Genomic DNA, 26,072 nt, shown 5'->3' on the forward strand with positions numbered 1-26,072 from the left:
AAAAAACGCCCATCTGGGCGTTTTTTCTTGTCTGAATTATTGCAATAGCAAGAACTGGATTAATTTATGCGAAGGCGGGGTGTAGTGGTAACTGGCTGACTAAAGTCTATCTCTCTAAGGGCCTGAGTCTCTAGTGTACCTAGCGAAACCTTACCCAAATCCCACTGAATCTGTCCTGATTCATTACGAAATGGCTGTAACATGATCTCCAGCCCACGCATCGGGTTATCTGACTGTAAACCTGCTGCTATCGCCAGTAAATGCTGTTGTAAGGCTAAGGGCAGATGATCCATATTAACCTCTGGCCTGCCCTCACTCGCTTCAATATTCCGCACCGGATGGGCATTAACAGTGATATTCTGCAAGTCATCCTCAATCTGCATCATCCGATGCTGTAAAGCACGCTGCTCGCTTTTCCTCTCCTGATAGGGAATAAACCCAGTTTCCTGGCGCATCTCAGGCTCAGCCATGACTTTTAATACTGGCAGTTCGACACTTTGTGCAAAAACTGCTGTCGAAGCATTTATGCTAAAAACCATCAGAACAATGTATTTAAAGAAGTGCATAACTATGTCACTCCAGAGCTGGTATCAGTTCAATATATGATTCATTTTTTTCATTTTGTATAAGAATTAACCATCAATTCTGTTACGCTCAGTTAAATCAGTATCTGAATATTAATAAAGACCGCTGATTTTGCCCTTTAGCTATATTCATCATTTTTAATCAGCATAAAAAAAGCCCCATACAGTATATGGGGCTTTTCAAATATGGTGGCGTGAGGCAGGATCGAACTGCCGACACACGGATTTTCAATCCGTTGCTCTACCGACTGAGCTATCGCGCCGATGAGGTGTATTAAGCCGTATCTGCTGGCAAGAGTCAACAAAAATCAGTTTTTTTTAGTTTAAATGCATATATTTTAAGCAAAAAAAATCCCTGATGGGATCAGGGACTGAAAACACAAATATGGTGGCGTGAGGCAGGATCGAACTGCCGACACACGGATTTTCAATCCGTTGCTCTACCGACTGAGCTATCGCGCCGATGTGGGGCGTATTAAACAATCTAATTAACTGATCGTCAAGTCTTTCCTTTATAAAAATATTTAAAAGATTATTTTTCATGCAAAATCAAAAAGATTGAACAAGCAGTAATAGCGAGACTAATAAACTTAACATCCTCTTAAGCTATATTTGCCTAGTTATATCTTTACAGTTTACCTAGATGTGCCAAGCAACGATGGATAGCCCCACAGCCTGGGTCAAACCTTTTGACTTCTTTTGCCTCTTCATAGCGGCAGACTTCACTGACCAGACGTTCAGCAACTCCACGACCGCGATTTGCCGGATGTACTACGATATATTCCAGAGTCTTACTCTCCCCTTGTCCCGTACACCAGATTGCACCTATAATTTTGGTATTAAACTCTGCTGTATACAACGTTGTATACTGGGCCAGATGCTGTTCAAGTTGCTCGACCGCATCCTGCCCGTCTCCGAATTCGGGACTGGTGTCATACAATCGCTCAAGCTGACTGCGGACTTCTGCATTTTCTAGAGAAGTATGAGCATGTACGGTAATAGGCATTGATTAACCCTCCTGAGCAATCTAATATGCTGTGGCTTTGACCTTGATCAACACAGCGCAAGTTTTCACATCAAACATTTTTGACGTTTTTGAGGAATGTGTCCATGACGCAACGTATCAGTGAAGTGGTAAGAAATACTAACGAAACCAAGATTCGAGTTCGTCTCAACCTTGATGGTACGGGTCAGGGCACCTTAAATACTGGCATTCCCTTTTTAGATCATATGATTGATCAAATCAAGCGTCATGGTCTTTTTGATATTGATATTCATTGTGATGGTGATCTGGAAATTGATGACCACCATACAGTAGAAGATTGTGGTATTACGTTAGGTCAGGCTTTTGCCCAGGCACTGGGTGATAAAAAGGGATTGCGCCGCTATGGACACTTTTATGCGCCACTAGATGAATCACTGTCACGTGTTGTAGTCGATCTCTCTGGCCGTCCGGGTCTGTTTATGGATATTCCATTTACCCGTGCCCGTATTGGCAGTTTTGATGTAGACCTGTTTTCTGAATTCTTCCAGGGCTTTGTCAATCATTCCTTAATGACCTTGCATATCGACAATCTGAAAGGGAAAAATTCACACCACCAGATTGAAAGTGTATTCAAAGCCTTTGCACGTGCCCTGCGTATGGCATGTGAAGTCGATCCACGTGCAGAAAATACTGTGGCCTCAACTAAAGGTAGCCTGTAATGACCCGTATTGCTTTACTTGACTATGGCATGGGCAATCTGCACTCAGCCGCGAAAGCACTAGAGTATGTGGGTGCTACTGTTGATGTCACCAATGACCCTAAACTCATTGCTCAGGCAGATAAAATTGTGTTCCCCGGTGTTGGGGCAATGCGTGACTGTATGCAAGGTATGCATGAAGCCGGAATTGATGATGTTGTTAAAAATGCAGTATTCAATAAACCGGTTCTAGCTATATGTGTCGGCATGCAGGCATTAATGCAATATTCTGAGGAAAATGGTGGCGCCGATGCCTTGGGTATTTTCGCAGGCGCAGTGAAGCGTTTTCCTGAGATTGAAGGTTTAAAAGTTCCCCACATGGGCTGGAACCAAGTTAAGCAGACTGAACCAAGTCATCCAATGTGGAAAAATATTGCTCAGGATAGCCGTTTTTATTTTGTGCATAGTTTTTATGTCGAACCACAGAACCCTGAACTGGTTGCGGCAACCTGCCATTATGGACTGGACTTCTGTACAGCTATCCAAAAAGATAATCTATTCGCCACCCAATTTCATCCAGAAAAAAGCCATACTGCCGGTCTACAGTTACTTAAAAACTTTGTGGACTGGAAGATTTAAACAGGTCTAAAACCTTTTACCATAGCTCATCATCAGGTGGGCTTTTTTATTGTAATTCAGCTTTAAACCTATAGTTTAGAAGTTTTCACTTTTCCTTTTGTTCAAGCTTGTTTATGATGCCTACTGCTTTAAACAAAAACTTAATAAAAACATTAAGGATTATAAAAAATGACTTCCAGTTTCAGTTCAACTACAGATTCACCTTTAAAAGCACATGGCCGTTTTGGACGTCTGTCCTTTTTAGGATGGAACATGCTGATGAGTTTCGGCGTTATCCTGCTTGTTTTCTTAATAGGGCTTTTTGCACCGGGTTTATTTAATACTGCTGAGGGTGCAGAGAACATCTCTATACCTGGTCTGATCATGATGGGGATCTTGTATATTGTCCTGATATACTTTAGCTTTATTTTTACCATTCGGCGTCTGCATGACCGCAATCATACCGGCTGGTTATCACTGCTGATGCTAGTACCGCTGGTGAATCTGTTTTTAATATTATATCTGTTCTTTGCCCGTGGTGATGAAGGCATAAATAACTATGGACCGCCGCGTGCAACCGCAACTTGGGAAAAGGTGCTAGGCTGGTTATATATAGTAATTGTTCCACTCGGAATTTTAACAGCTATTGCTGTTCCAGCTTATCAGGACTATGTACAAAAAGCACAATATAGCCAGCTTGAAATACAGCAACGGGCTGAATAGCAGGCCTATACTCAAGCCATGTATCGGCTGAAGTATTATAAATAGTTGATACTTTTACTCGGGAGCTTTTTTTATGCCTGAAAGCACTGAACTTCCTCTGCTCCCGAATAAAGAAGAAATCAACAAGCTTCCTCTCTTTAAAAATTTAGATGCTTCACATATCTATGTGCTTAGCAGTCTGAAAGACTGTCTACCTCTGCAATATGAATTAGTTACGGCTACTGTACTGGGTTTTGATTCAGAATCTAAACCGACTTTTAGACGTGGCGAGATTTCAATGGGTCCTCATCTTATCCAACTGGCCACTGCAGAAAAGGTGTTCCTGTTTCAGCTTAACCCAGACATCCTCAATTTTCTCAAGCCAATATTGGCAAATCAGAAACAGGTGAAGGTCGGTTTTGGTTTAAAAAATGATGTCCATCTTTTTCAGAAAAAAGGTATAGAACTGCAAAGTACAGTAGAACTCTCAAAATGCTTTTCTGCATTTGGCTTTAAACAGCCTGTAGGTTTAAAAAATGCTGTGGCCCTGCTATTCCAGCAAAATTTTCCCAAATCTAAAAAAATCAGTATGTCTGACTGGTCTAATATGAGTTTAAGCTCAGCACAAATTGACTATGCAGCAGCAGATGTTTATGCAGCACTGCTGGTATTTCAGGAACTCAGAAAACGTAGCCTATTGCCTGAGCATACTTTACGGCTGCTTGAACAGGTGAACTGTTTAGACCAGTGACCGCGTCATGGTTATCCAGATTTCCTGTTTTATAAATGATGTGCCTGATCTTATGTATCTTATGTAAAGATAGCTGCATCTATGAATAGAATTTTAATTGATCAGCAGCGAATCAAATAAGTGATTTGATATTCCCTTTAATTGCGGGACATAGTTACTAGTTCAGATTGGTAATAGCAGCTCAATTACCGCACCTTATCATTTGGATACTTAGCCTGAAGTTAATTGCTGAATTCACTTAATAACATGTTTGTTTTTATATAGAATCCCATACTGAATAATACAAAAACATAACTCTAAGCTGACAATATCTAGCCTAATTTAAGTCAGTCTTATTTTATTGATAGATAAAAATATAGCATTTAGAAAATTCAAGTTTATTGTTAAGATTAGACCAATAAAATTCAACAGGTTAAGCAAGGAGCGAAAGCATGCTGATTATCCCGGCAATTGATCTAAAAGATGGTAAATGTGTCCGTTTAAAACAGGGCCGTATGGAAGACGATACAGTGTTTTCTGATGATCCGGTAGCAACTGCACAGCATTGGGTCAATGAAGGGGCACGTCGTTTGCATCTGGTCGATCTGAACGGTGCTTTTGCAGGTACACCCATTCATAAACCTGTAGTTGAAGCTATTGTACGGGCACAACCAGAACTGCCTGTGCAGATTGGTGGCGGAATCCGCTCTCTGGAAACGATTGAACATTATCTTGAAGCCGGGGTGTCTTTCGTTATTATTGGAACTAAAGCAGTTCAAAATCCTGAATTTGTTGAAGAAGCCTGTAAAAAATTTGCTGGACGCATTATTGTGGGTATCGATGCCAAAGATGGTATGGTCGCTACTGATGGCTGGGCTAACGTTACTGATGTTAAAGCGACAGAATTGGCCAAACGATTTGCAGATGCGGGTGTATCCAGTATTGTATATACTGATATTGCGCGTGACGGGATGATGCAAGGTGTAAATATTGAGCAGACCGTAGCCTTGGCCCAGTACTCGGGGTTACCTGTTATTGCTTCTGGTGGCGTAACCAATATGGAAGATATCCGTATGCTGAAAGACCAGCCAGGCATCTTAGGTGCAATCACCGGTCGTGCAATCTATGAAGGTACGCTCAGTCTGCGTGAAGCACAATTGCTTCTTGACGAGCAATCGCCTGTAGTGCTGTAAATATACAGCCAGATTTAAAGAGGCCATCTGGCCTCTTTTTTATATTAACTGAAACCTCTTTTTATAGTGTACTGCCGCTTTATAAATGAGCAGCAAGTAAAACAGAGTAAAAATATAATATCTGCTTATGAATAGGGTTTAACTGGAAACTAGCAAAGGTTGTATCTGGTGCAGGCTTATCGCAATATAAGCAGGCCTTAAAACCAAGCCAGATGTAATGAATACTGCAAATTTATCCAAACTCGCTTCCTCTTCGCTGCTGCCACAATTTGCCCTGATTCTGATAACAGTGATCTGGGGTGGAACTTTCCTGACAGTCCAGTTTGCTCTGAATTATAGTTCACCAATGTTTTTTGTAGGCTGCCGGTTTGCAGCCGCAGCTCTGGCGGTGCTGCTGCTATCCTGGAGAATTATGCGTGGCCTCAATCTGCGAGAGTTGTTAGCAGGCTTCCTAATTGGCTGCACCATTGCGATTGGATATGGTACGCAGACTATTGGTTTACATACTATTAGTAGCAGTGAGTCAGCATTTCTTACGGCAGTATATGTTCCGCTTGTTCCATTTTTACTCTGGATTATTTTTCGCAAAACACCACATATCATGACCTGGATAGGTGTCATTCTGGCCTTTAGCGGATTGGTACTCTTGACTGGTAATGGTTTTACGCAGATCTCTTTTAGTTTTGGACAGGCGCTCACATTATTTGGTGCTATCGCCATTGCACTGGAAATTATCCTGATCGGCTATTTTGCAGGAAAGGTAGATTTGCGGCGGGTAACAGTTATTCAGCTGGTTTTTACTTCGGTGTTAAGTTTTATGAGTATGCCATTTCTGGGAGAGCACAGTATCCCGGTATTTTCCTGGCAGCTTGCAGTAGCAGCTTTTGGTTTAGGAATAAGCAGTGCAATTATTCAACTAGTCATGAATTGGGCACAGCGTTATGTAGAGTCATCCCGTGCGGCAATTATCTATGCAGGAGAACCCATCTGGGCCAGCCTATTTGGCCGGCTGGCAGGTGAGCGTCTGGCGCCATTAGCTTTAATAGGCGGTGCTTTGGTCGTTCTGAGCATTATCATAAGTGAATGGCGACCTAAGTTTTTAAATTCAAAAGATATAGAGCCTGTTACTGAAGATTTAAATACTTTAAATAATAAAAAAGCCTGATGTTTCAGGCTTTTGAAATTAATTTAAAATCATTCATACATGGCTTTATTTTCATTTAAACGTAATAAACCTTTAATAGCACGGTATACAATCCATAGCCATGCTAACCCGATTACTCCTACACAAAAACCTGAGGCAAGTAGCAGAACTGAGGCAAAAGCATCGGCATTATTATCTGTAAACAGCAAAAAGATAAAAGGAATAAAAGCCACAATATTCCAAATCAGATACCACCAGAATGTCCGAATCTGCCAAGTAAAATGACTTTCATAAATACTGCCGCGCATCTGGTCTTGTTTAACATAATTGATCACTAGCGCCACTACAGCTAGCAAACCAGCTGTGAAAATCGCCAGAATATAAAGAATATACAGACTGAAAGTCAGACTGCGTCTTGAGTCATTCATGACAGTACCAGAATTCATTTATTTTTCCTTTTTTAAGTATGAATTTGAATCAATAGGGATTCAAGGGAGAAATCAGCCATAAAACCAACAGGATATTTAGAACTATAGTAATCCAATATATTTTTCGAAAAGGTTGTTTTTGTGTTTTATGTCGCAGTTTCTGTTGGGCTAACCAGGCAGCAGGCCACCCTCCCAGAAAGGATAATATATGTAGAGTCTGCTCAGATATACGGCGCCGTCCGGCCTGTGCTGCTTCTTTATCCTGAGCATAAAACCAGTAAGTTGCTACATTCATGAGCATAGTAAATAATAAAAGCAGTCCATTTATAAGACCACTCGCAGTCACTATACCCAACATTATAAAATAGACTGCGATCAGAAGCTGAAAGGGCTGCAAAGCTTTTTTAGATTGTGAACGTGTCTGCTGCCGGGCTGGTTTTTTACGGGCCTGTGCAGCTGTGAGATAGGTCACCTGCTGAGCACGATAGCGGCCCTGTGCATCCAGAATAACCAAGTATTCCAGTGCACAACCAATAATTGGCCGGGGTCCAGGTCGGGCAAAATCCTTTATATGTAAAAATACCCGTCCTTTATTAGGCTCATTGGGTTGAATAAATCCATAGTCTTTTTCATCAAACCACTCTACCAGTCGCCCCTGATCGCGCATCATTTGCCTTACTTCCCGATAAGTGCCAGACGATTTTGTAGCATATTACGCATTTCTAGCGGGTCTTTTTGCAAGATATCCTCTCCACCTCGCTGTTCCTGCGCATTCTTCTGTGCTACTTGCAGACGCATTAACCAGAAACGGCAGGCTGCCATGGTCAGATAAACCGGCAGACAGGCTCTTTCATCTTCTGTCAGCATACGCACAGTCTGATAGTTTTCCAGATATGCTCGTACCCGTATCTGATCAAGTTTCACCGCCGGATAATCGCTACAGAAATCATTAATCGTAATGGCAATATCAAACAGCAATTCATCATGGTTTAGTTCATAAAAGTCTAGAATTCCCTTTAAAGTGTCACCCTCGAATAAGGTATTGTCACGAAACAGATCGGAATGAATGAAGCCAAGCGGGCGCTGCGGGTATTTGGCCTGGAATATTTCAAACTGCTGAAATACACTATCCAGTAAAAGCTGGTCTTGTACATCCATGTCGGGCCTTAGTTCAGCAGCAACCTGACTCCAGTAACTATGATTACGGTAGCTCTGGCGCTCAAAATCAAAATCCTGTAAAGCGACATGCAATTTTGCCTGTGCTCTGGCAACCTCAGCTGTCTGGGCAGTATTGGCCGGTATAGGGTGCTCTCCTACCAGTCGTGGTGCAATCTGGGCAGGCTTTCCGGCAATCTGGCCAATTGCAGCTTCAGCCTGTTTTAAGGGCACCGCAACTGGCAAATGTGCATTGCCCAGATGCTCAAGTACTGGCACCAGTTCACCTGCCTGTGCTGCATTCATCTCTTCAAATACTGTAAGTACAAACTGCGAACCATCCTCGTTCACTAAAAAATAGTTTGTATTCTGAATACCGCCTTGAATTGGAATCAGTTCCTGAACCTTTAGTCCATAAGGTGCTGCGAAGGACTGAACTTCCTTTAAACTCAACGGCGTATAAACCGACATAGAAAACCTGCAAAAAAACATATCGAATTTGATAGAATACCTTCTCCCTCTATCAAGGTGTAGCATCTGCAGAGGTGAGTTTCATAATCGGCTGTTATAATTGGAAAAATTTATGCTCGCAAAACGTATTATCCCCTGCCTGGACGTTGATAATGGCCGAGTGGTAAAAGGCGTACAGTTTCTTGATATCCGCGATGCCGGTGATCCGGTTGAAGTGGCCCGCCGTTATAATGAACAGGGCGCCGATGAAATTACCTTCCTTGATATTACTGCAACCCATCATGGGCGGGATACGACTTATCGTACAGTCGAACGTATGGCCGAAAGTGTATTTGTTCCCCTTACTGTTGGCGGCGGTGTGCGCAAAGTCGAAGATATCCGTTTATTGCTTAATGCCGGTGCAGACAAGGTCAGTATTAATTCTGCTGCTGTATTTAATCCTGAATTTGTTCAGGAAGCATCCCAGCGTTTTGGTGCACAATGTATTGTTGTTGCAATTGATGCCAAAAAAACCGGTGAAAATAAATGGGAAATTTTTACCCATGGAGGCCGTAAACCGACAGGTATTGATGCTATTGAATGGTCTGTCAAAATGGCAGAATACGGCGCAGGCGAGTTATTAATTACCAGTATGGATGCCGATGGGACTAAAGCCGGTTATGACCTGCAACTGATGCGTGCTATTAATAACCAGGTGAATGTACCAACTATCGCATCTGGTGGAGTGGGTAATCTTCAGCATCTGGCGGATGGTATTTTAAAAGGTGGAGCTGATGCAGTACTGGCCGCAAGTATTTTTCATTTTGACCAGCACACTATTCCTGAAGCAAAACAGTATCTGGCAGAGCAAGGTATTGAAATGCGCCTTTAACCGGAAAAATAAAGAATTTAAAAAAAAGAGTGTATCCCCCACACTCTTTTTACTTCGGAAAAAAATCTACTTTCAGGACAGCTTTCTTTTAAGCTCCCTGCTCTGTTTCAGTTAAATATATACTCTTATTTTCAGATTCAGCTATTCCTGCTTGAATATATTGTGCGGGAAAATAACGCCCTGCTATTTTTTGTAATGACTTTGACAGAGGTTCTGGCAATGCTATACCTAAAGGGTTTTTTTCCTGTAGATCCTGAACAGAAATAATCCGGGTTCCCATAATATAGTCAAACCAGGGTTTGGTTACACACCAGTTAGCATCCTGATTGGCATTCATATGGTGGTCATAATGCCAAGGAATAACCTTTATGGCCCATTCCGGTTCCAGATGAGCCTTGCGGTGTGTATAAAAATAATTGATAGCACTATACCAGGCTGCCAGCGCCATACCCTTAGAGATGGGATAAAACATCAGACTGGTTGCAGTTGCCACTGCTCCTAGTGAAATCAGTTCATTACGGGTTCGCCAGTTTTTTATCCCTTCTATATAACCTTGATCAAAAAATTCAGTTTTACGAACAATTTTATGATGTTCCCAATGTGATTTCATGCTATCTGGCACGGGAGAGTAACGTGGCTTTCCAGCACGGTGTGTACCATGCAAAATATATTTATGCGCTACCCATTCAAATGCATTGGCGACGATCAGACCCGCAACAAAACCTTTCCACATAACTCTTCCTCCCTTTTACTTGAATATAAAAAGCTTTCCATGCTAAATATTGACTTGGCTCAGCCAATTTATTGACAAAATACGACAGGAAATTTATTTCAATGCAGGGATATAGTGGTTCAGTCTTTGGTGGACTGGCGCAATTACTGCTAGATTACTATCAGGCACAGGCCCTAACCGTACCGAAACAATTACAGCATATACAGCAACAGGAGCGATTCGAATACCGCATCTGGCGGGAGCTTTTATTAGGGCTAGAACAACAATTACAAAAACCGGCACTAGGTTTAGATATTGCAGCTTATGTCCAGCCACGACATTTAGGCATTATTGCCTATCTGGCACTGTCCTGTGAAAGTCTGGGAGAGGCATTGCAACGCTACCATGACTTTCACCGCCTGATTTATGACGGCAGCCCCTTATGTATTACTTCAGATATTAAATATGTTTCCGTGAGCTGGGAAGAACCAGAAGCACAGCCCTGCCAGATTACCGATGAGATTGCTATCGCTTTAATGGTCGAGTTTCTTAAACACTTTATGGTACTGGACCAGATTCATTTATATGAAGTGCATTTCTCCTGTCCGGCTCCAAGAAATATTGCATTATATGAACAGTATTTTCATTGTAAGGTCCGGTTTTCCCAGCCGCTAACCCGACTTTTACTCCCATTTAGTGAACTTTCCAAGCCTATAAAGCATAGTGATCAAACTCTACAGCATCTCCTGATGCAGCAGGCTCAAGCTCTTTTAGAAAAACTGCCACACAGCACCCAGCTGGATCAACGTCTGCAGCAGGTTATACTCAAGGGTTTACAACGTGATGAGTATCAGATTGAACAGGTAGCAGTAAAACTGGAAATGTCTGTACGTCAGTTACAACGCCATTTACAGCAGCAAGGTAGTACTTATCAGGAGCGTGTGCAACATATCAGGTTCATGCTGGCAAGACAGTATTTAAAAGACCCGTATCTCAGCTTAAAAGAAATCGCTTTGCTATTGGGCTATTCAGAACAAAGTGCTTTTCAACGGGCGTTCAAGCACTGGACTGGACAGACGCCGCGACAATGGCGCCTGTATGAGCAAGATATAAAAACTTAAAGTTAAAGGAAGGGGTTTTCAATTTCATGTTCAGGCTGTCGTTCAATCTGCTCGGGTAAAGGCTGAGCCTGTTCAAGCGCCTGAACCAGATCATTCATAAATGCCTGCAATTTTTTGGCTGCCTGCAATCCCTGCTGGTCTTTGGTAATCTGTAAATTGCCGTAAATATTGACACAGTCTAGCTGGTTTTCTAAGGTCAGGTCATAAATCGCAGAGGATTCTGTGCCATTTTCAAAAGGTTTAAACATCTGCACACTCCTTATTCTCGATTTTATATCTAATATTTAGGTTACCAAATCAGGAAGTTTTGTTTAGCTTTTTATGACAACTTATTTGAACAGTTGCAAAATAAATTGTAGTAAGGCAGAAAGCAACTGCTGTATGCCTGAATTAGTTGCTGCACTGCTGACATTACTTATACTGGTGCCTGACTTTTGCTGCTTGAATTCCTGCTGTGCAGTTTCAATCTGCTCCCGGTTTGCATCTACGGCACACTGGCTTTCTGCATCCCAGTGTGAATACTCAAGCGGTTTATTTGCTTTAACTGCCGTACTGGTCAATGGCAGCTTATAGGTATTACGTTTTTGCTCTTCAGTAAGCTGTGGAAACAGATTAATCCCAAGCTGCTCTTCCAGATAGCAGACACTTACAATTTTGACCTGTAAAGAATTATTATTGGGCGCGTAATAAGCTCCTATTGCACCAGTTTTCGGGAGATACACTGCTTTATATACGGCTGTCGGTACAATTACACCCCGGCCAATAGTTTTCAGTTTTTTCCCTGTAAATAACGGACCGGTAACTACGTAAACATTTTGCTTTTGCTTGGTGACAATAGCGCGCGTGGCTTCTTCCAGTTCACGCCAGACTTGCTGATTATTTTTAGGCGCCTGCGGTACCATATTGGCCAGAGAAAAACTGTCATACTGGGAGGAGCTATTGCTCATATCCCCATTAGGCGCCATATGTCCACGGTCATAACCTGAACCTCGATAATCAGAGAGCAAGGCCCGGTGGCGCTCTGCTACGCGACTCTCTTCATGAAAATTGTCTTCACGCTTGATTTTGGTACTGAGGCGCTGTGGATTTAAATATTCTGCAACCCAGAGTGGTGTTTTCGATACTCCTGAATACATGACATTAAACCCGTTAAAACAAAGCGGATAACTATCTTTCTTCAGACTTTCCTTTACCAGATAGGGCGGCACTTCACGATAGAACTGGTTTAGGCAGGCCGCATTTGATGTCCCGGCTGTAAACAGCTGACCGATTTTTTCTTCACCGAAGGCTATGGCAAAACTTCCGGCCGCAAGCACACCTAACAACCCTTTAGACAGGCGGCTATTTAAAAATGGGGTCTTCGATCTACTCTTACTACGTGTCTTACGAGTGGCCATATCTTTGTATCAAAACAACGGTTTCCGGCAGCTTAACAAGCCCTCTATATGAAGTATATTGCATATACCTTTATTTGATTAAAGCGTCATCAAAATTGCATGAAAAAGTCCGTAAAAAACGTAACATTTTGTTCGCTTTATTAAAGGGTTTCTGAATACTCTTTTAAGTATTACGTATGTTTGATTGAAAAGAAAAAGTGCTTTATGAGAAGGTAATGATCTCCCGATTAAAACAAACACAAGTGTTCATGAGGAGTTTAATATGCGTTCTAAACTAATCGGCCTAGGCTTCATTACCGGAATGTGTAGTATAACAGCTTTCGCAGAACCTCCAGTACAACCTGGAGATACTCTGGAAAGCCTATCGAAAGTCCGGATTAATACTACAGTGAATGGACAGCCAGGTTCACTCAGTGAAATGATGGGTAATGGTCAATACCGTTCTTCATCCCAGTCTGCTATCTCGGACAGCAATACACTGGCACGTGATTCGTCCAGCACACGCAGCATGGGTAGCACTGGCAGTACTACAGGTATTAATACTAATAGCCGTACCACTGGTGTTGGTACTACAGGCGGAATGAGTGGCTCGATGGGTACAAACAGCATGGGCACTTATGGCGGTACTCCGAGCACAGGCACCTATAGTGGAACCAGCTCAGGTACTTCTTCCGGTACCACTACCGGCACCAGCTCGGGTTATAGCAACTCAGCTGGCACCAGCTCAGGCTATAGCGGTACAGGTGCGACCAGCAGTACGACCAGTAACGGCACTACAGGTACGAGTCGTATGGGAAGTGCAACTGGCAATAGCAGCATGAGCGGTACAGGCAGTATAGGCGGATCAACTGGTACGGGCAGTGGCACAGGTAGTTCAGGCTCAACCGGTAGTGGCAGTGGCGCCGGTCGTTAAGCCTTGTCTAGTCGTTCTATAAGATACATATTCAAGCTCAAAATTTTAACTACTCCTCCAGAGTAAAAAAACCAAGGCCTATGTGCCTTGGTTTTTTTATTCTTACTATTTTATTTAAGAGACTCAGATTTCAATCTGGCTGCCCAGTTCTACTACACGGTTAGTAGGTATTTTATAGAAGTCACTCACCGGGCTGGTATTACGTTGCATGGAAATAAACAGCTTTTCACGCCAAGGTGCCATACCGTCTCCAACTGTACTAATAATCCGTTCACGTGAGACAAAGAAACTAATCTGCATCAGGTTATATTCAAGCTCAAGTGCCTCATAGACTGCTTCCAGAGCATGAGGAATATTCATCTCATCCTTAAAACCATAGTACAGCTCAACCCGATAAAAATGTTGATTTAGTACCTCTACATGAAAGCGCTGTTCGTCAGGCATATAAGGTACATCCTGTATCTTGACTGTCAGAATAATATTTTTCTGATGCAAGACCTTATTATGCTTCATGTTATGCAGCATCGCATGTGGAACTACAGTAGGTGTACCGGTCAGGAAAACTGCTTCTCCTTCTACCCAGTTAGCCTGATCACCGATACTCTCGACAAATAGCTCCAGAGGCAAGGTATCCTGCTGTAATTTTGCAAAGGTCAGCTCACGCCCCTGTTTCCAGGTAATCAGCAGAAGAAAAGCAACTCCACCGATCAATAATGGCACCCATCCGCCCGAGAATACCTTTAGTGAGGTAGCACTGACCAGTACCAAGTCCAGTATCAGAAATGGAATGATCAGCAGCATCAGCTTTGGCATTTTCCATTTCCAGCTGTAACGGATAAATGCAGCAATCAGCAAAGTGTCACACAGCATGGTTAAAGTTACAGCCAGGCCATAGGCATTAGCGAGGCGCGAGCTGGTCTGGAAAATCAGGATTAAGACAATAATAGAAGCAAGCAGTACCCAATTGAGCAATGGCACATAAATCTGGCCCTGTTCTGAATCCGAGGTATGCTTAACAGTAAGGCGTGGTAAATAACCCAGCTGGATAGCCTGACGCGCCAATGAAAATACGCCTGAAATCACCGCCTGAGAAGCAATTACTGCAGCCATAGTGGCCAGAAAAATCATTGGATACAGCGCCCATTCCGGCACTAGCAGATAAAATGGATTTTCAATAGCATTCGGATTTCTCAGTAATAATGCGCCCTGTCCTGCATAATTAAGTACCAGACATGGCAAGACTACAAAAAACCAGGCCAGACGGATGGGTACAGGCCCAAAGTGTCCCATATCGGCATAGAGCGCCTCACCCCCTGTCACAGTAAGTACTACCGCTCCCATAATAAAAAAAGTCATGAGCGGATGGCTTACAATAAACTGAAATGCCCAGTGTGGGCTGAACATTCCTAGTACCACAGGTGTCTGAATAATACTGGAAATGCCCAATAAGCCGAGCGAGAAAAACCAGAGCAGGGTTAATGGACCAAAAAATTTGCCAACAAAAGCAGTACCATACTTTTGCATGATAAACAGGGTCGTCACGATGGTAATGGCGATTGGAACAATATACGGATCCAGAGCATCTGTTGCGATAGATAGACCCTCTACGGCAGATAGTACTGAAATCGCAGGTGTAATAATGCCATCACCAAAAAATAGTGAAGCCCCAATAAAACCAATAGCAATTAAAAGTAATTTTTTGCGGTCACTGAAACGGGTATTACGTAAATTCAATGCAAGAAGCGCCATGATGCCGCCCTCACCATTGTTGTCTGCACGCATTACAATAGCGATATATTTAATGGTAATGACCAGTGTCATTGTCCAGAAGATAATCGACAAAATACCTAATACATTAGCTGTACTGATTCCTAAACCATGAGCTGCATGGAATGATTCCTTAAGTGCATAAAGCGGACTGGTCCCAATATCCCCAAATACCACCCCTAATGCTGCCAAGGTAATCGCAGGCAATGCGGCTTTTTTTGCAGAACTTTGCATATTTTGTCTTCATAACAGATGCCATTTTTGCGCCATATTATCACCGAGTTATTTATTTTTCTTCAAATCAATTGTTTCAACTTGGCAGGCGCGGTTTTTTTAGTTATTATCGCACGCCTTGGTGAGGTGTCCGAGTGGCTGAAGGAGCACGCCTGGAAAGTGTGTATACGTTTACGCGTATCGAGGGTTCGAATCCCTCTCTCACCGCCATATTTTATTCTCATGATGATTCATGAGGTCTTAAAAAGCTTAAATCTAAAGGGTTTGGGCTTTTTTTATTGCCTTATGTTTTCCAGTTGACCCTATTGAACCTTAAATCAGTTGGGATATAACTGGGGGTATAATGATTAATTTATAAATCTAAAGAAGCTTGAATCAGTCAATAAAAAAATTTCTTATCATTGAGCTCAATGCCAAAAATTTATAAATTAAGAATAAAATAATCTCAAGCTTATCTAGTAATGCTTAAATATCTTTTAAACCTCCTTAAACTTCTTTTAATCTTTTAAAATTGAATTTATATCTCAACGTTCTATTTAAATATCGAAATCCTCATCACTGAATATTTATTAATCTAAAAACAGTATTTTAAATTTATATGACTAAAGTCTGCTGCTTTGTATTAACTTATAAATGGTACAAAAAATACTTGGAATGTACATAAATCTTAAAAGGAAAAATGATGAAAAAAACACTCTCCGCTCTGACTTTAAGCTTGGGCTTACTCTTGCCTTTTTCTGCTTTTGCCAAAAATAATGTTGTGGTTGTAGCGACTGGAGGAACCATTGCTGGTGCTGGTGCCAGCTCAACCAACAGTGCTACCTATACAGCGGCTAAGGTACCCGTTGATGACCTATTAAACGCAGTACCACAAATCCAGAATCTGGCTAATGTTACTGGAGTACAGGCTCTTCAGGTAGCTTCCGAGAGTATTACTGATAAAGAATTACTGACAATTGCCCGTAAAGTTAATGAGCTGGTTAAAAGACCTGATGTTAACGGTGTAGTGATTACGCATGGGACAGATACTCTAGAAGAAACTGCCTACTTTCTAAGCCTGACCGTGCATACTGATAAACCGATTGTAGTGGTAGGTTCTATGCGTCCACCTTCAGCGCTGTCTGCTGATGGGCCTTTAAACCTGTATAGTGCTGTTGCTCTGGCAGCCGCAGACAATGCAAGAAATAAAGGCGTATTCGTGCTCATGAATGATAATATTTTTGCAGCACGTGATGTCAGCAAGACAATTAACATCCATACCGATGCCTTTGCCAGCCAATGGGGACCGTTAGGTACACTGGTGGAAGGGAAACCTTACTGGTTTAGAAGCGTAGCCAAACGATTTAACAATACATCTGAATTTAATATCGAGAATATTAAGGGCGATGCTCTGCCGCTGGTCCAAATTGTTTACGGTTCTGGCAATATGTTGCCCGATGCCTATACCGCATATGCTCGAGCAGGCGCAAAGGCAATTATTCATGCGGGTACAGGCAATGGCTCGGTAGCCAAAAATATTGTACCTACCCTGACTGAGCTCCAACAGCGTGGTATACAGATTATTCGTTCATCTCGTGTACCCCAAGGTTTTGTATTAAGAAATGCCGAACAGCCAGATGATAAATATAACTGGGTGGTTGCACATGATTTAAATCCGCAAAAAGCCAAATTGCTGACTGCACTTGCACTCACTCAGACCAGAGATGCTAAAGAAATTCAGCGTATGTTCTGGGAATATTAATTTTTAAATATTAATTAAAGAAGGTATCTTCCGATACCTTCTTGATGCTCGGAAAGCATTAAACTTAGACAAAATTCATTTGTTCATTTTTTCGCTTGTGAAAATCAGGTGTTTTTCGGTAGAATCTACGCCACAGTGCCGGCATAGCTCAGTTGGTAGAGCAACTGACTTGTAATCAGTAGGTCCACAGTTCGAATCCGTGTGCCGGCACCATTTCTCTTCTACTCTTCTTTTCTCGATTTATTCAGCTTTTATTGCACTAATCTGTACATAGCGAATTAATCTATCAGCGTAAAGCTGGGCGCAAAGTTTGGCTGTCATCTGGATTTTATAATAATCTGTATTTTTTATGGTGGATTGTCCAGAGTTACGTAGTTTTGCCACGTATTTGGAAAAGCCCTGCAAAACTTCTGAAGATATATCTTGGATCATTATTTGCTCATAACCATAATTTTCTAGCAAATTTACCATTTCAGTTTGAGTTTTTAAGTCTTTAAGTTTGAGATCAGCTGCTTTGACCAATAACTGGTATTTACTTTTTTGCCAGAGGCCTGCCTGTTGCCAGTCATCTGACAACATCAAATAATGGAATCCTAGATGACCATGCTGCTTTAAATGGCCAGTTACACTATTCAGAAAATGGCTTAGTGCATGATGGTAAGCAGCATCAATACAAAGAACGACATCAAACTGCTGAGTAAATTGTATTAGTTTTAAGGCAAGAAAAGACTGGTTATAAATCGCTTTTAAGGCTGGCAGATGATATTGACCAATCTTTTTGACACAGTTTTGCTGTAATTCTACAGCTTCTATATATTGAACCTGGTACTGATTTTGCCAATGCAGCAGACTCGCTCCCTGGCCGCAGCCCAGATCTAATACAGCATCCTGAGCCTTAAGCTGTACTGCCTGTGCTAACCGGTCAGCCAGCTGCTGGCAGGCCTGAGGATAATTTTCCTCAGCTTGCCAGTAACCTAGGTTGGTCCAGGCCAACTCTACCGAGTCACCCAACTGTGCTGCATCAATAGCATATTTATGCTGGGGTAAATACTGGCAGAAAATCTGGGCCCATTTCATGAGATTTTTAATAACCAAGTTGCGGTGCGATCTCCACTTTAGGTTCTAAACCTAAAAATGGCAAAGGTGCATCAAAGATCTTGGCAATATGAATAGCCGAAGTGACAGCAGACTCCAGGATCGGCAGACCATCACATGACCATGAACCACAGTAGAATACCTTACGGTTCGGCTGTAAATGCCGTTGCTGGACTTCTTTGTTTAATGCCACAGTTTTGGAATCAACTACTGCCCGAGTCAACGTTACACTGGAAATCACTTTTTTCGGATCAATTTCAGTAACCGGGCGCCATGTCTGAAATACCGGAGACTTACCGACCAAACTTGGCTCAACTGCATTAAGCCAGACGGTAAACTGTTGTCGGGTAAAATGGCGGTCCATCATATAACTCAGTACACACCAGTCTTTACGGCGCGGCGGCATCACTGAGCTATCTGTATGTATTACCAGTTCTCCCTGCTCAAACTTAAACTGTTTGAGAAGCTCAATATCATCCGCAAATTGTTGCGGATTCATGAACTCTTCAAGTTTAGTGGTCGGTGTTGCAACTACTACCCGGTCAAAGACCGACTGCTCACCATCCTGTTTTTCCAACAGAACTTTTTCGCCCTGTTCTTCCACCTTACAGATTGGAGAGCCACTCTGAATACGAATACCTTCGATCAATTTATCTACCAATGCAGGTGTTCCGCCTTGCATACGGATCAGGGCATCTCCATCAGTCAATTGACGCAGAAAAATTAGTAACGGTTTGACAGGCCAGTCTCCGATTGTTTTCGGATTACAGGTACAGATGGTATAGAGTACCGGCATTACTGCACCATGCCAGAATACTTCTTCAATATCATGCTGGTTAATGAACTCAGCCAGTGTAATGTCCTGATTTTTAGACTTGAAGAACTGATGAATTGCTGTTTTTAGCTGCAGCATACCCTTAACCAGACGCCAGCCATACTGCTTGATGCCCTTGCGGTTATTAATAATGGGAATATTACCAATGCGGGTACGTGAAGTTGTGAGCCAGGTTTCAGTACGGTCTTCAAATAACCAGCTACAGGCCATATAGGTACGTACCGGAAAAGTTTTAATGCCCAGGTAACTGGCCAGACTCAGTGTATTCTTCCATAAATAGGGATTCATAACCCGTAGCGGGGCATCAATCAGCCCCCCCTCAAACTCTAGACTATGACTGTCCATACCTCGGCCCGGGAGTGCCTCGAAAATAGTAATTTCATGCCCTGCATCTTTCAGAATTCTTGCGGTAGCAAGCCCAGCCATGCCACTACCGATTACTGCAATATCCAAAGTTATTATCCGTCAGTTAACCGTTTTCCAGATTATGTACCAACGCTCTTAGAAACGCCGTATTAAAAAATGCCAGAATTCTAAATTGTCTATCTCAAGTATTAAGCAAACTGGAGGATAAATTCATCTAACTAAACAATTCGGCCTAATAATTAAAAAAATATAACCCATTAATAAATAATATTTTTATAAGACGAATTCCCACTGAAATAGAAGAAATAAACTTAAAAAGCTTCTTTCAGGATGAAAAAATTAAGTACAAATTTCTGTATATATAATGTTAATTTCAGTATTTACATAAAGGCCAACTGGCTCAATGATCAGATCTTGCTGTAGTTCATTTTCACAAAATAATTCGGGTATAGAATTGCGCTATACCCGATCATGTAAGAACTTTATATTCAAGAAAATTCCCGCCTAACTGAACTTAAACAAAAGAAGCTTTCAGAGCTGGAAACAGTGATCGTGTAAACTGATCCGTACTCCATAGCCCTACCGGGGTATGATGCATATGAGGTGCGAGATAAGGAAGTAACATATTCATACGCTTCTGGAAATCAGTTTCAGCCTGATAGGACTTCTTCAAAAAGGTCAGTTCAAAATCGACCATATCTTCTGGACGGTCCTGATTCTGGTTCTTCTGCTCATGCTTTCTTGCCCAACCACGCAAGCTGGTAGTTGAAGTACTTTGTGGACCCTGAATCCAGTCGTAAATCATCTGTTTTTCAGGATAGCTAAATACACCAAACATTTTACCGCGGTCATCATCAATCAATTTCCAGAAACGGCTTTCCTGTACATCTTCCCCCGGCTTGATCCAGTTTTTACGGATCAGGGCATCCAAGAAGGCCACTGTACTCTCATCATCCTGTAACCAGTCATTAATCTGCCGGTTTTCTATACGGCATTTATCACCATGAATAAAACGACCCACTTTGGCTTTCTTGATCAGAATTTTTTCTACATTACTGCGCAGATCAAGATTTTTAACTACCGCAGTGGAACCTATACCTACATCATTTAAGTAATAGCCAATTTTTACACGGCGCAAAAATTCTTCTTTATCTTGATAGCGCTGGGCAACTTTAAGTACACCTTCTAGGGCTTTCTGGGCATGGCCATTATCAAAGTTATCAATCGTGATATGCAAATTAAAATAATGTGAGTCAATACCAAGTTCTTTTAACTCATAATTACTGATGAGTAAATGTAAGGGAAGCTGCTCATATCCCATGTTAAATCCTAACACTTCTGGAATATATTCAGCAGGTGCATAGGCTAAAGCCAATTGCACCGCGGCTTGGATATAATGTTCATCGTTCAAAAGATTTTCAAAATCGTTAAGTTCAAGCTGATCCAGTAATTGCTGATAGAGGCAGACATGGTTGAGTGAAGAAGATCCGCCTCCCAGCTCATCCAGGTAAATCGAGATCGCTTCATTGTAAACAGGATTTTGCCAGTATTTGCACAAGCTATAGAGCCAAGAACCATCAACCATTTTGGTCGGGCCAATCTTGACCAGAAATTCTAGAGCTTCACCGACGTTTTTAAAATATTCACGGGTACCATTTTGCCTCCTTCGTTCCAGATAGCTCTGAAAAGATTCACATGCCTGAATATTTTTATTGTTGAGCCATGCCCCTAAATCTTCTAAATTTTGTGGAAACTCCTTTTCTTCAAGTGTAATTGTATCAATAAAACGCTCTAAATAAATTTCGGCGAATTTTTCCTTTTCAGCCGTATCCCGCTCAGGTTCAGAAAAAAATTTTACTGTTTCTTTATGAGATAAGGCCGGGCTTTTCTTCTGGGTCAGCTTTCTCACTGGCTGCGTTGTTGTGGTAACCATATTTCATTATCTCTTTTTTTAATCCACTCCTGTTAGGAAATAGCATTCCCCTCTTCTTTTAAATAAAGTTTGTGTTATCTCTGGTTAAGAACACGTAAAAATAAAGTTGTGTTTTAATAAATTACTTTTATTTTCAAAAAACTAAAGACTATAAACTCTACTTTTATTTACATTTTAATATTTTGAAACACCTGAGATATTATTGTAGAAGTTTTTCATTAAATTTATTAATTCTAATATTCCCACAAATAACAATAAACCAAAAATATAGATTAATTTATTGATTTATATAAATAATTTAATAAATCTCAAATGCAGAAATTTTATTTCTATTAATCATGCATGATTATATTTTTAAAGGAATGACCACCTTAAGTTTTAACTTTTAATTTAATGTGTAAGGATTGTGTATGTTGGATATATTTTTATACAACTGTTTATATAGCGATATGTAAATATTATAGAAATACAGAGAAACAATTATACTTAAGTCTTTATTTTTATTTATTTTATATTAGAAAACCCTATTTAACTTTTATATTCAAAAAGTATTAAGTATGTAAGTTGCTAATTCAATTTTGCCCATTTTCTGTTTTTATCTACCGACATCGCAATAAATTTAAAAAGCATTGCTCTAGAACTAAACCTAATAAGACAAGGGAGCTTCTAAATGTTTTATGTCTGTTGCAAGCACTTGGCAGATCTAGGCTTAAAAGTTGCGTTCATCGAAAGTGCAACAGCAGGTTATCTGGCTTATCAGTTTTCACTTAACCCGCATTCGGGTGAAGTTTTAATTGGCAGTTTGGTCTGTTATGACTTAAAAGTTAAAGAAAAAATCTTAAATATTCCTAAAGACCTGATTGAAGAGTATACGCCTGAGTCTCAGGAAGTTACTCATTATCTGGCTGAGCATGGTCATCATTTCTTTGATGCCGACATTATTGTGGCTTGTACAGGTCTGGTGAAACCTGGTGGTTCGGAAACACCGGAAAAACCTGTCGGGACCTTTTTCTATTCTATTTACTATAACGGCAAGCTTCATGATTTCAGATTCTATGCAGAGGGTGCGCCTGAAGAAAAGTTGCATAAAGTCCTGAATCAGGCTTGCCGTGAATTAAATCAGCTGATTCAACCTGAATAAAGGTTGTCTTTGAAGTTTGTAGTACACACACCTAAAACAATAGAGGCATGGTATGACGAATCAACATTATTCTAAAAGTGAGCTGGCAGGCGCCGACACACCAGATAAAGAAAACGATAACCTCAAGACTTTTGACTTAAATAGTGCACGAAGTGATGCTACGGGTCATGCACTGACGACCAATCAGGGTTTAAAAATTGCAGATAACCAGAATACGCTAAGAGCAGGTTCGCGTGGCTCTGCCCTGCTTGAAGATTTTATCATGCGGGAAAAAATTACCCACTTTGACCATGAGCGTATTCCGGAGCGGATTGTACATGCCCGTGGTTTTGGTGCACATGGCGTATTTCAGGCTTATGAAGGAAATGAACGGTTTACCAAGGCGGCCTTCCTGACTAATACCCAAATTACCACACCTATGTTTGTACGCTTCTCGACTGTACAGGGCTCACGCGGTTCACCAGATATTCCACGTGATGTTCGCGGTTTTGCCATGAAATTTTATACCACTGAGGGAAATTATGACCTGGTGGGTAACAATATGCCGGTCTTCTTTATTCAAGACGGGATAAAGTTTCCAGATGTCGTACATGCTGTTAAACCCGAACCACACAATGATATCCCTCAGGCAGCTTCAGCACATGATACTTTCTGGGACTTTGTTTCACTTACACCAGAGACAGCGCATCATGTAATCTGGCTAATGTCTGATCGTGCAATTCCACGAAGTTTCCGCGGCATTCAGGGTTTCGGGGTGAACACTTTCCGCCTGATCAATGCTGAAGGTAAATCTCACTTTGTGAAATTCCACTGGACCCCGATGCAAGGTGTATTCTCGGTACTCTGGGATGAAGCACAAAAAATCAATGGTAAAGACCTTGATTTTAACCGCCGTGAACTGTGGGATGCTATTGAAAGCGGTTTATATCCGGAATGGGAACTCGGTGTTCAGCTCATTCCTGAAGAGGATGAGCATAAGTTTGATTTTGATATTCTGGATGCCACCAAATTAATACCAGAAGAGCTGGTCCCTGTAACTCCAATTGGTAAAATTACACTAAACCGTAATGTAGATAATTTCTTTGCAGAAACTGAACAGGTAGCTTTCTGTCCGGCACATGTTGTACCGGGTATTGATTTTAGTAATGACCCGTTACTACAGGCACGACTGTTCTCTTATACAGATACCCAGTTAATACGCCTTGGGGGTCCAAACTTCCATCAGATTCCAATTAACCGTGCCGTTTGTCCTTTCCATAATAATCAGCGTGATGGTTATCATCAGCGGATTGTGCATCAAGGTCAGGCAAACTATGAACCTAATTCGATTGATAACAACTGGCCACGTGAAACTCCACCTGCACCAAGTGGCGGTGGTTTTGAAAGCTACTATGAACGTGTAGATGCACATAAGGTACGTGAGCGTAGTGAGTCTTTTAATGATCACTTTAGTCAGGCACGTCTATTTTATGTTAGCCAGACTCCACATGAGCAACAGCATATTAAAGATGCTTATGTATTTGAGCTTACCAAAGTTAAACGTGCTTATATCCGTGAACGTATCGTCAATGAAATGCTCAGCTATATCGACGATGACTTGGCGAGCTATGTTGCACAGAAGCTTTCACTTCCTATGCCACCAAAACGCGAGCTAGCAACTGTTACTCCGTCAAAACGCCTGAGTCAGGAGGCCTTCCCGCCACTTGATATTCGTGCACGCCGTCTGGCCCTGCTGGTACAAGATGGCTTCAGCATGCAGGAATTTGAAACTATTCAGGACTGGGCAATCAAGGAAGGCGTTATCCTTGAATGTATCAGTGATCATAGCGGTTTCGTGACTTCTGATACAAACGCGACTTTACCGCTCAAAGGAAACTATCAGTCAGAACCTTCGATTTTCTATGATGCAACTGTAGTACTTGGTGGTACCAAGGAAGTTGTACCAGATCAGGAAGGCTATCTGATGCATTATATTATGGAAACCTATAAGCATCTGAAACCACTGGTCTTCCTGAACGGGAATGAAAGATTAATTACTACCATGCCTCTTATTGAACCTGATGAAGGTGTAATTACTATGCCGAACTTTACAGCTGTTCAAGAACAGCTGAAAACTGCACTGCTCAAACATCGCGTCTGGGCTCGTGAAATGCAAGCCAAAAAGATTCCGGCATAATTTTCTAAACTGTAATAATAAATAATAATAGGAAAAGCACTAAAGTGCTTTTCCTATTTTTTTTAATAAAGCAAAACTCATCTAGATAATCTTTAAATCTTATTTATATGTAACCAATGTAATATTAAATTAATTTAAGATTAACCTAAAACATAACAACTTCCTATTTTAATTACCTAATTCTATATTCTTATTTATTTTAAATAATTCATTTTAATTATTCAGCAACATGCTTAAACACTTCATAACCTAATTCTATGTTCTAATTATTTTCATGTGATGTATAGATTATTTTAAACACAAGAGGTGAGACATGAATAATATGAACAATCAAAATCAGGAAAATCAACAACATTTGCAAAACCAGCAAGGACAGACTGGCGAACAGAAACAACAGGAAAATAATACCCAGAGCAAACAGGATCAGGGTATTCACCACCAGAACCAACAACTTGGTGTCGGGCAGGAAGGCCAACAGAGTGTTGAGCAACAACAGCAGCAAAGCCAGCAACATACCCAGCAGTCAGACCAGAAAGGCCAAGGTTTAGGACAGCCAGATCAGCAGAATTATAACCCGCAGGGTCAACAGAATCAGTATAATCAACAAAGCCAGCAAGGTTCATCTCAGAGCCAGCAAGGTCAAAATATGGGCCAGCAGGGCATGAGCCAACAAGGCCAAAGTTTGAATCAGCAAGGTGGTGTTGATAATAACCAGCAAGGAACTAATCGTGGTCAGGAAGGCCAAGGGCTGACAGGTACAGGCATGGGTGCTACCAGTCAGCATAATCAGCAAAGTCATGGCGGCCAGCCACAGCAAGTTAGCCCTGAACAGCAACAGCAGCAACGCACCACTCAGTATGAACAGGGTCAGCAGCATCAGCAAAATAGTAATAATGCAATGCAGCATGAAACTGATGATCAATATCGCTCTCGTCAGGAAGGTCAAAATGAAGATTATTAATCTTAGAAAATTAAGATTATTTTCATCTTTGGCTATTTGTTAATATAGATAGATTTAAATATATTACTTCTTTCTTAAAAATAAAAAATTTAATATCGGATA

At 41.4% G+C, this 26,072-nt stretch carries 25 protein-coding genes and 4 tRNA genes; 15 read left to right on the forward strand and 14 right to left on the reverse strand.

Going from position 1 to position 26,072, the window contains the following annotated elements; genetic code table 11:
- Positions 1–59 precede the first annotated feature (59 nt).
- The 4 genes from ACRAD_RS13270 to ACRAD_RS13285 all read right to left on the reverse strand — a co-directional run bounded on the left by ACRAD_RS13270 (position 60) and on the right by ACRAD_RS13285 (position 1,590).
- On the reverse strand, positions 60–566 hold the full coding sequence (locus ACRAD_RS13270) for a hypothetical protein (RefSeq protein ID WP_005024169.1): 507 nt from the start codon (positions 564–566) through the stop codon (positions 60–62).
- Between the two features lie 205 nt (positions 567–771).
- Positions 772–847: transfer RNA gene (locus tag ACRAD_RS13275), tRNA-Phe, on the reverse strand.
- Between the two features lie 123 nt (positions 848–970).
- Positions 971–1,046 (reverse strand) — tRNA-Phe (locus ACRAD_RS13280).
- Between the two features lie 166 nt (positions 1,047–1,212).
- Positions 1,213–1,590 carry a GNAT family N-acetyltransferase gene (locus ACRAD_RS13285; protein ID WP_005024167.1) on the reverse strand — a complete coding sequence of 126 codons (378 nt, stop codon included), beginning with the start codon at positions 1,588–1,590 and terminating at the stop codon, positions 1,213–1,215.
- A 104-nt stretch (positions 1,591–1,694) separates the two neighbouring features.
- On the opposite strand from ACRAD_RS13285, the gene hisB reads away from it, so the two are divergent.
- The 6 genes from hisB to ACRAD_RS13315 all read left to right on the forward strand — a co-directional run bounded on the left by hisB (position 1,695) and on the right by ACRAD_RS13315 (position 6,674).
- Entirely contained in the window at positions 1,695–2,288 is a 594-nt protein-coding gene (gene hisB, locus ACRAD_RS13290) for an imidazoleglycerol-phosphate dehydratase HisB (protein WP_005024164.1), read from the forward strand.
- Complete coding sequence (hisH, locus tag ACRAD_RS13295) at positions 2,288–2,905, forward strand: imidazole glycerol phosphate synthase subunit HisH (protein ID WP_005024162.1); 618 nt, start codon at positions 2,288–2,290, stop codon at positions 2,903–2,905. Before hisB ends, hisH begins: the two co-directional genes overlap by 1 nt.
- Positions 2,906–3,073: 168 nt before the next feature.
- The gene (locus tag ACRAD_RS13300) at positions 3,074–3,607 is read left to right on the forward strand and encodes a DUF805 domain-containing protein (protein ID WP_005024160.1); all 534 of its coding nucleotides are present in this window, start codon (positions 3,074–3,076) and stop codon (positions 3,605–3,607) included.
- Between the two features lie 73 nt (positions 3,608–3,680).
- Entirely contained in the window at positions 3,681–4,337 is a 657-nt protein-coding gene (locus tag ACRAD_RS13305) for a 3'-5' exonuclease (protein ID WP_005024158.1), read from the forward strand.
- A 431-nt stretch (positions 4,338–4,768) separates the two neighbouring features.
- Positions 4,769–5,509 carry a 1-(5-phosphoribosyl)-5-[(5-phosphoribosylamino)methylideneamino]imidazole-4-carboxamide isomerase gene (gene hisA / locus ACRAD_RS13310; RefSeq protein ID WP_005017957.1) on the forward strand — a complete coding sequence of 247 codons (741 nt, stop codon included), beginning with the start codon at positions 4,769–4,771 and terminating at the stop codon, positions 5,507–5,509.
- Between the two features lie 217 nt (positions 5,510–5,726).
- The gene (locus ACRAD_RS13315) at positions 5,727–6,674 is read left to right on the forward strand and encodes a DMT family transporter (RefSeq protein WP_005024156.1); all 948 of its coding nucleotides are present in this window, start codon (positions 5,727–5,729) and stop codon (positions 6,672–6,674) included.
- 29 nt (positions 6,675–6,703) lie between these two features.
- Here ACRAD_RS13315 and ACRAD_RS13320 read toward each other — a convergent pair whose 3' ends face one another.
- The 3 genes from ACRAD_RS13320 to ACRAD_RS13330 are packed head-to-tail and all read right to left on the reverse strand — an operon-like array spanning position 6,704 to position 8,707.
- Positions 6,704–7,099 (reverse strand): DUF4870 family protein, encoded by a 396-nt coding sequence (locus ACRAD_RS13320; protein WP_005024154.1) that lies wholly within the window; start codon positions 7,097–7,099, stop codon positions 6,704–6,706.
- Between the two features lie 31 nt (positions 7,100–7,130).
- Positions 7,131–7,748: a DUF1294 domain-containing protein gene (locus ACRAD_RS13325; protein WP_016801126.1), complete on the reverse strand. Its 618-nt coding sequence runs from the start codon at positions 7,746–7,748 to the stop codon at positions 7,131–7,133.
- Between the two features lie 8 nt (positions 7,749–7,756).
- A complete protein-coding gene (locus ACRAD_RS13330; protein WP_005024150.1) occupies positions 7,757–8,707 on the reverse strand; it encodes a homoserine kinase in 951 nt (316 codons plus the stop codon).
- 112 nt (positions 8,708–8,819) lie between these two features.
- Between ACRAD_RS13330 and hisF the strand changes: the two genes are divergently transcribed.
- Complete coding sequence (gene hisF, locus ACRAD_RS13335) at positions 8,820–9,578, forward strand: imidazole glycerol phosphate synthase subunit HisF (protein ID WP_005024149.1); 759 nt, start codon at positions 8,820–8,822, stop codon at positions 9,576–9,578.
- An 88-nt stretch (positions 9,579–9,666) separates the two neighbouring features.
- On the opposite strand, the gene ACRAD_RS13340 is transcribed toward hisF, so the two are convergent.
- Positions 9,667–10,311: a sterol desaturase family protein gene (locus tag ACRAD_RS13340; RefSeq protein WP_005024147.1), complete on the reverse strand. Its 645-nt coding sequence runs from the start codon at positions 10,309–10,311 to the stop codon at positions 9,667–9,669.
- Positions 10,312–10,412: 101 nt separating this feature from the next.
- On the opposite strand from ACRAD_RS13340, the gene ACRAD_RS13345 reads away from it, so the two are divergent.
- Positions 10,413–11,411 carry an AraC family transcriptional regulator gene (locus ACRAD_RS13345; RefSeq protein ID WP_005017934.1) on the forward strand — a complete coding sequence of 333 codons (999 nt, stop codon included), beginning with the start codon at positions 10,413–10,415 and terminating at the stop codon, positions 11,409–11,411.
- 2 nt (positions 11,412–11,413) lie between these two features.
- On the opposite strand, the gene ACRAD_RS13350 is transcribed toward ACRAD_RS13345, so the two are convergent.
- Complete coding sequence (locus tag ACRAD_RS13350; RefSeq protein ID WP_005024144.1) at positions 11,414–11,659, reverse strand: hypothetical protein; 246 nt, start codon at positions 11,657–11,659, stop codon at positions 11,414–11,416.
- Positions 11,660–11,740: 81 nt separating this feature from the next.
- On the reverse strand, positions 11,741–12,808 hold the full coding sequence (locus ACRAD_RS13355; protein ID WP_005017930.1) for a DNA/RNA non-specific endonuclease: 1,068 nt from the start codon (positions 12,806–12,808) through the stop codon (positions 11,741–11,743).
- A gap of 262 nt (positions 12,809–13,070) precedes the next feature.
- On the opposite strand from ACRAD_RS13355, the gene ACRAD_RS16765 reads away from it, so the two are divergent.
- The gene (locus tag ACRAD_RS16765; RefSeq protein WP_005024142.1) at positions 13,071–13,721 is read left to right on the forward strand and encodes a hypothetical protein; all 651 of its coding nucleotides are present in this window, start codon (positions 13,071–13,073) and stop codon (positions 13,719–13,721) included.
- Between the two features lie 123 nt (positions 13,722–13,844).
- On the opposite strand, the gene ACRAD_RS13365 is transcribed toward ACRAD_RS16765, so the two are convergent.
- Positions 13,845–15,722, reverse strand: a complete 1,878-nt coding sequence (locus ACRAD_RS13365; RefSeq protein WP_005024140.1) for a potassium transporter Kup — start codon at positions 15,720–15,722, stop codon at positions 13,845–13,847.
- Positions 15,723–15,842: 120 nt separating this feature from the next.
- Here ACRAD_RS13365 and ACRAD_RS13370 point away from each other — a divergent pair.
- The 3 genes from ACRAD_RS13370 (at position 15,843) to ACRAD_RS13380 (ending at position 17,676) form a co-directional block, all read left to right on the forward strand.
- Positions 15,843–15,932, forward strand: a tRNA-Ser gene (locus tag ACRAD_RS13370).
- A 472-nt stretch (positions 15,933–16,404) separates the two neighbouring features.
- Positions 16,405–17,463, forward strand: coding sequence for a type II asparaginase (locus ACRAD_RS13375; protein WP_005024138.1), 1,059 nt, complete (start codon positions 16,405–16,407; stop codon positions 17,461–17,463).
- A 137-nt stretch (positions 17,464–17,600) separates the two neighbouring features.
- Positions 17,601–17,676, forward strand: a tRNA-Thr gene (locus ACRAD_RS13380).
- 27 nt (positions 17,677–17,703) lie between these two features.
- Here the strand turns inward: ACRAD_RS13380 and ACRAD_RS13385 are convergent.
- The 3 genes from ACRAD_RS13385 to ACRAD_RS13395 all read right to left on the reverse strand — a co-directional run bounded on the left by ACRAD_RS13385 (position 17,704) and on the right by ACRAD_RS13395 (position 21,692).
- Entirely contained in the window at positions 17,704–18,540 is an 837-nt protein-coding gene (locus ACRAD_RS13385) for an SAM-dependent methyltransferase (protein WP_010699884.1), read from the reverse strand.
- Between the two features lie 7 nt (positions 18,541–18,547).
- Positions 18,548–19,846 carry an FAD-dependent oxidoreductase gene (locus ACRAD_RS13390; RefSeq protein ID WP_005024134.1) on the reverse strand — a complete coding sequence of 433 codons (1,299 nt, stop codon included), beginning with the start codon at positions 19,844–19,846 and terminating at the stop codon, positions 18,548–18,550.
- A gap of 427 nt (positions 19,847–20,273) precedes the next feature.
- The gene (locus tag ACRAD_RS13395) at positions 20,274–21,692 is read right to left on the reverse strand and encodes an iron-containing redox enzyme family protein (RefSeq protein ID WP_005024133.1); all 1,419 of its coding nucleotides are present in this window, start codon (positions 21,690–21,692) and stop codon (positions 20,274–20,276) included.
- Positions 21,693–22,362: 670 nt separating this feature from the next.
- Between ACRAD_RS13395 and ACRAD_RS13400 the strand changes: the two genes are divergently transcribed.
- From ACRAD_RS13400 to ACRAD_RS13410, 3 genes are all read left to right on the forward strand, one after another.
- Entirely contained in the window at positions 22,363–22,833 is a 471-nt protein-coding gene (locus ACRAD_RS13400) for a CinA family protein (protein WP_005024129.1), read from the forward strand.
- 52 nt (positions 22,834–22,885) lie between these two features.
- On the forward strand, positions 22,886–25,009 hold the full coding sequence (gene katE, locus ACRAD_RS13405) for a catalase HPII (RefSeq protein WP_005024128.1): 2,124 nt from the start codon (positions 22,886–22,888) through the stop codon (positions 25,007–25,009).
- A gap of 313 nt (positions 25,010–25,322) precedes the next feature.
- Entirely contained in the window at positions 25,323–25,970 is a 648-nt protein-coding gene (locus ACRAD_RS13410; RefSeq protein ID WP_005024126.1) for a hypothetical protein, read from the forward strand.
- Positions 25,971–26,072 lie beyond the last annotated feature (102 nt).

Source organism: Acinetobacter radioresistens DSM 6976 = NBRC 102413 = CIP 103788 (genome assembly GCF_006757745.1).
Lineage (GTDB): Bacteria > Pseudomonadota > Gammaproteobacteria > Pseudomonadales > Moraxellaceae > Acinetobacter > Acinetobacter radioresistens.

Bases quoted from the DNA above. Each gene is read 5' to 3' on its own strand.
- ACRAD_RS13355 (WP_005017930.1), bottom strand. From the start codon at position 12,808: ATGGCCACTCGTAAGACACGTAGTAAGAGTAGATCGAAGACCCCATTT.
- hisA (WP_005017957.1), top strand. From the start codon at position 4,769: ATGCTGATTATCCCGGCAATTGATCTAAAAGATGGTAAATGTGTCCGT.
- ACRAD_RS13395 (WP_005024133.1), bottom strand. From the start codon at position 21,692: ATGGTTACCACAACAACGCAGCCAGTGAGAAAGCTGACCCAGAAGAAA.
- ACRAD_RS13315 (WP_005024156.1), top strand. From the start codon at position 5,727: ATGAATACTGCAAATTTATCCAAACTCGCTTCCTCTTCGCTGCTGCCA.
- ACRAD_RS13305 (WP_005024158.1), top strand. From the start codon at position 3,681: ATGCCTGAAAGCACTGAACTTCCTCTGCTCCCGAATAAAGAAGAAATC.
- ACRAD_RS13325 (WP_016801126.1), bottom strand. From the start codon at position 7,748: ATGCGCGATCAGGGGCGACTGGTAGAGTGGTTTGATGAAAAAGACTAT.
- ACRAD_RS13345 (WP_005017934.1), top strand. From the start codon at position 10,413: ATGCAGGGATATAGTGGTTCAGTCTTTGGTGGACTGGCGCAATTACTG.
- ACRAD_RS13375 (WP_005024138.1), top strand. From the start codon at position 16,405: ATGAAAAAAACACTCTCCGCTCTGACTTTAAGCTTGGGCTTACTCTTG.
- ACRAD_RS13350 (WP_005024144.1), bottom strand. From the start codon at position 11,659: ATGTTTAAACCTTTTGAAAATGGCACAGAATCCTCTGCGATTTATGAC.
- ACRAD_RS13330 (WP_005024150.1), bottom strand. From the start codon at position 8,707: ATGTCGGTTTATACGCCGTTGAGTTTAAAGGAAGTTCAGTCCTTCGCA.
- ACRAD_RS13340 (WP_005024147.1), bottom strand. From the start codon at position 10,311: ATGTGGAAAGGTTTTGTTGCGGGTCTGATCGTCGCCAATGCATTTGAA.
- ACRAD_RS13270 (WP_005024169.1), bottom strand. From the start codon at position 566: ATGCACTTCTTTAAATACATTGTTCTGATGGTTTTTAGCATAAATGCT.
- hisB (WP_005024164.1), top strand. From the start codon at position 1,695: ATGACGCAACGTATCAGTGAAGTGGTAAGAAATACTAACGAAACCAAG.
- ACRAD_RS13365 (WP_005024140.1), bottom strand. From the start codon at position 15,722: ATGCAAAGTTCTGCAAAAAAAGCCGCATTGCCTGCGATTACCTTGGCA.
- ACRAD_RS13300 (WP_005024160.1), top strand. From the start codon at position 3,074: ATGACTTCCAGTTTCAGTTCAACTACAGATTCACCTTTAAAAGCACAT.
- ACRAD_RS16765 (WP_005024142.1), top strand. From the start codon at position 13,071: ATGCGTTCTAAACTAATCGGCCTAGGCTTCATTACCGGAATGTGTAGT.
- katE (WP_005024128.1), top strand. From the start codon at position 22,886: ATGACGAATCAACATTATTCTAAAAGTGAGCTGGCAGGCGCCGACACA.
- ACRAD_RS13385 (WP_010699884.1), bottom strand. From the start codon at position 18,540: ATGAAATGGGCCCAGATTTTCTGCCAGTATTTACCCCAGCATAAATAT.
- hisF (WP_005024149.1), top strand. From the start codon at position 8,820: ATGCTCGCAAAACGTATTATCCCCTGCCTGGACGTTGATAATGGCCGA.
- ACRAD_RS13410 (WP_005024126.1), top strand. From the start codon at position 25,323: ATGAATAATATGAACAATCAAAATCAGGAAAATCAACAACATTTGCAA.
- ACRAD_RS13285 (WP_005024167.1), bottom strand. From the start codon at position 1,590: ATGCCTATTACCGTACATGCTCATACTTCTCTAGAAAATGCAGAAGTC.
- ACRAD_RS13320 (WP_005024154.1), bottom strand. From the start codon at position 7,099: ATGAATTCTGGTACTGTCATGAATGACTCAAGACGCAGTCTGACTTTC.
- ACRAD_RS13400 (WP_005024129.1), top strand. From the start codon at position 22,363: ATGTTTTATGTCTGTTGCAAGCACTTGGCAGATCTAGGCTTAAAAGTT.
- hisH (WP_005024162.1), top strand. From the start codon at position 2,288: ATGACCCGTATTGCTTTACTTGACTATGGCATGGGCAATCTGCACTCA.